This window comes from Marinobacter sp., assembly GCF_035268745.1.
Classification (GTDB): domain Bacteria; phylum Pseudomonadota; class Gammaproteobacteria; order Pseudomonadales; family Oleiphilaceae; genus Marinobacter.
In genome coordinates this window covers 1-3,333 of sequence record NZ_DATFKH010000002.1, presented here as the reverse complement: position 1 = coordinate 3,333, position 3,333 = coordinate 1, and the positions used below count along the sequence as shown (strand labels likewise).

Sequence of the window (3,333 nt, the reverse complement as noted above, 5' to 3'; positions counted from 1 at the left end):
CGGAAGATAGTAGGGCATCCGTCCGATTGGATGGGTGTGCTACGCCAAGGTATCTGGATGCGGTTCGTCCCACATCCAGACCACAATTGTAAACCAATAGCATGAAGTACTTATGTAGGCCGTACGGCGGAGACGCCGTGCAAGTCATATAATATAAGCATACTAAGGGCACACGGTGGATGCCTAGGCATACAGAGGCGAAGAAGGACGTGTAAAGCTGCGATAAGCTGCGGGGAGCTGCATAAGAGCAATGATCCGTGGATTTCCGAATGGGGCAACCCATCCCGGTTTACCGGGATACTCCTACGGGAGAGCGTACGGGGGGAACTGAAACATCTAAGTACCCCCAGGACAAGAAAACAATCAAGTGATTTCCCAAGTAGCGGCGAGCGAACGGGAAGCAGCCCAAACCGGCTTCCTACGGGGAGTCGGGGTAGTAGGACCTGCGTAATCGAAGCGAGCTTAAGTCGAAACTGCCTGGAAAGCAGTCCCATAGAAGGTGAAAGGCCTGTAGGCGTACGGCGAGCGGAGAGGCGGGTATCCTGAGTAGCGCGAGGCCGGTGAAACCTTGCGTGAATCTGCCGGCACCATCCGGTAAGGCTAAATACATCTGTATGACCGATAGTGAACCAGTACCGTGAGGGAAAGGTGAAAAGAACGCCGAGAAGGCGAGTGAAATAGTACCTGAAACCGTGTGCTTACAAGCGGTCGGAGCCTCTCTTTGAGGGGTGACGGCGTGCCTTTTGTATAATGAGCCTACGAGTTGCTCCTGTTGTGCGAGGTTAAGCCCCTAAGGGGTGGAGCCGTAGCGAAAGCGAGTCTGAAACGGGCGAGCAGTACAGCGGGGCAGACGCGAAACCAAGTGAGCTATCCATGGTCAGGGTGAAGTGGGGGTAAAACCCCATGGAGGCCCGAACCGCCAGACGTTGAAAAGTCTTCGGATGAACTGTGGATAGGGGTGAAAGGCCAATCAAACTTGGAAATAGCTCGTACTCCCTGAAATATATTTAGGTATAGCGTCTGGTTTTGTCTCTCCGGAGGTAGAGCACTGATTAGGCTAGGGGGCTTCACCGCCTACCAACCCTAGACAAACTCCGAATACCGGCAGAGAGCCACCAGGCAGTCAGTGGCGGGGTGATAACGTCCCGTCGCGAGAGGGAAACAACCCAGACCACCAGCTAAGGCCCCCAAATGTATGTTAAGTTGAACAAAGAAAGTTGGGTTGCCCAGACAACTAGGAGGTTGGCTTAGAAGCAGCCATTCCTTTAAAGAGTGCGTAATAGCTCACTAGTTAAGCGGCCCGGCGTCGATAATACACGGGCATTAAACATACTGCCGAAGCTGTGGACTCTAATAGAGTGGTAAGGGAGCATTCCAGGGGCGCAGAAGCCAGATCGTGAGATCTGGTGGAGCCCCTGGAAGCGAAACTGTAGGCATGAGTAACGATAAGACGGGTGAGAAACCTGTCCACCAAAAACCCAAGGGTTCCTGATCAACGCTAATCGGATCAGGGTTAGTCGAGACCTAAGGTGTAGCCGAGAGGCGAAGCCGATGGCAAACCGGTTAAATATTCCGGTACCGATTGTAGCGCCAGGCTAAGGCGTGACGCAGAAGTGACACTCCCGCGTGCTGACGAATGCACGTTAAAGGGCGTAGGCCGCCAGGCAGGCAAATCCGCCTGGCATTAAGGCTGAACCCCGACAGTACTGTGAGCCTGCGGGCAAGCAGATAGTGGAGGTAATCCCGCTGCCGAGAAAAGCGTCGTAGTTTGTTACAATCGCTCGTACCCCAAACCGACACAGGTGGGTGAGGAGAGTATCCTAAGGTGCTCGAGTAATTCATGGCTAAGGAACTAGGCAAATTCGATCCGTAACTTCGGGAGAAGGATCCCCCCGGGCGCTTCGGCGTTTGGGGGCGCAGTGAAAAGGCCCAAACGACTGTTTACCAAAAACACATGTCTCTGCTAAGCCGCAAGGCGATGTATAGGGACTGACACCTGCCCGGTGCTGGAAGGTTAAAGAAGGGGGTTAGCTTCGGCGAAGCCCTTGACTGAAGCCCCAGTAAACGGCGGCCGTAACTATAACGGTCCTAAGGTAGCGAAATTCCTTGTCGGGTAAGTTCCGACCTGCACGAATGGTGTAACGATTTGGGCACTGTCTCAGCCATGAGCTCGGTGAAATTGTGGTATCGGTGATGACGCCGATTACCCGCAGCGGGACGAAAAGACCCCGTGAACCTTTACTACAACTTTACATTGGCTTTACCGGTTACATGTGTAGCATAGGCGGGAGACACTGAACCCCCTTCGCCAGGAGGGGGGGAGTCGCCCAGTGAAATACCGCCCTTGTAACAGGTGAATTCTAACCCTGCATAGCGGGGAACAGTGTATGGTGGGTAGTTTGACTGGGGCGGTCGCCTCCTAAAGAGTAACGGAGGCTCCCAAAGGTACCCTCAGCACGGTTGGCAATCGTGCGTAGCGTGTAAAAGCATAAGGGTGCTTGACTGCAAGACATACAGGTCGAGCAGGAACGAAAGTTGGGTTTAGTGATCCGGTGGCACCGTATGGAAGGGCCATCGCTCAAAGGATAAAAGGTACTCCGGGGATAACAGGCTTATCTCCCCCAAGAGTTCATATCGACGGGGAGGTTTGGCACCTCGATGTCGGCTCATCGCATCCTGGGGCTGGAGAAGGTCCCAAGGGTATGGCTGTTCGCCATTTAAAGCGGTACGCGAGCTGGGTTCAGAACGTCGTGAGACAGTTCGGTCTCTATCTGCTGTGGGCGTAGGAATATTGCGGAGAGCTGCTCCTAGTACGAGAGGACCGGAGTGGACGCACCGCTAGTGTACCTGTTGTGTGGTCGCATGCATCGCAGGGTAGCTATGTGCGGAAGTGATAAGCCGCTGAATGCATCTAAGCGCGAAGCACGCTCCAAGATAAGTATTCCCTAAGAGCCTCCTGGAAGACGACCAGGTAGATAGGCGACAGGTGTACGCACAGTAATGTGTTTAGCCGAGTCGTACTAATTAGGCCACAGGCTTTATTTATATGGCTTGCACGGGTCCCCGTGTAGGCCGGTTAATCTAGCAGTTTATAAACACATCTTCCCCCCTCAGACCCTTTTGCCGCGCTATTGCCTCATCATGTCAAAGAACATAGATAGTGATACATACTGAATTTATTGAAGGTGACTCTAGCGCAGGGGTCCCACCCGTTCCCATCCCGAACACGGCCGTTAAGCCCTGCAGCGCCGATGGTACTGCCACAAGCGGTAGAGTAGGTCGTCGCCTTCTTCCTTCTTACAAGCTCATCCCCTCAAAGGATGAGCTTTTTTT

The 3,333-nt window shown here is 53.5% G+C and carries 2 rRNA genes; both read left to right on the top strand.

What is annotated here, in order from left to right:
• Positions 1 to 150: 150 nt before the first annotated feature.
• Positions 151 to 3,045 (top strand): 23S ribosomal RNA (locus VJ956_RS00030).
• A 136-nt stretch (positions 3,046 to 3,181) separates the two neighbouring features.
• A 5S ribosomal RNA gene (rrf, locus tag VJ956_RS00025) occupies positions 3,182 to 3,291 on the top strand.
• The last annotated feature ends 42 nt before the right edge of the window (positions 3,292 to 3,333 follow it).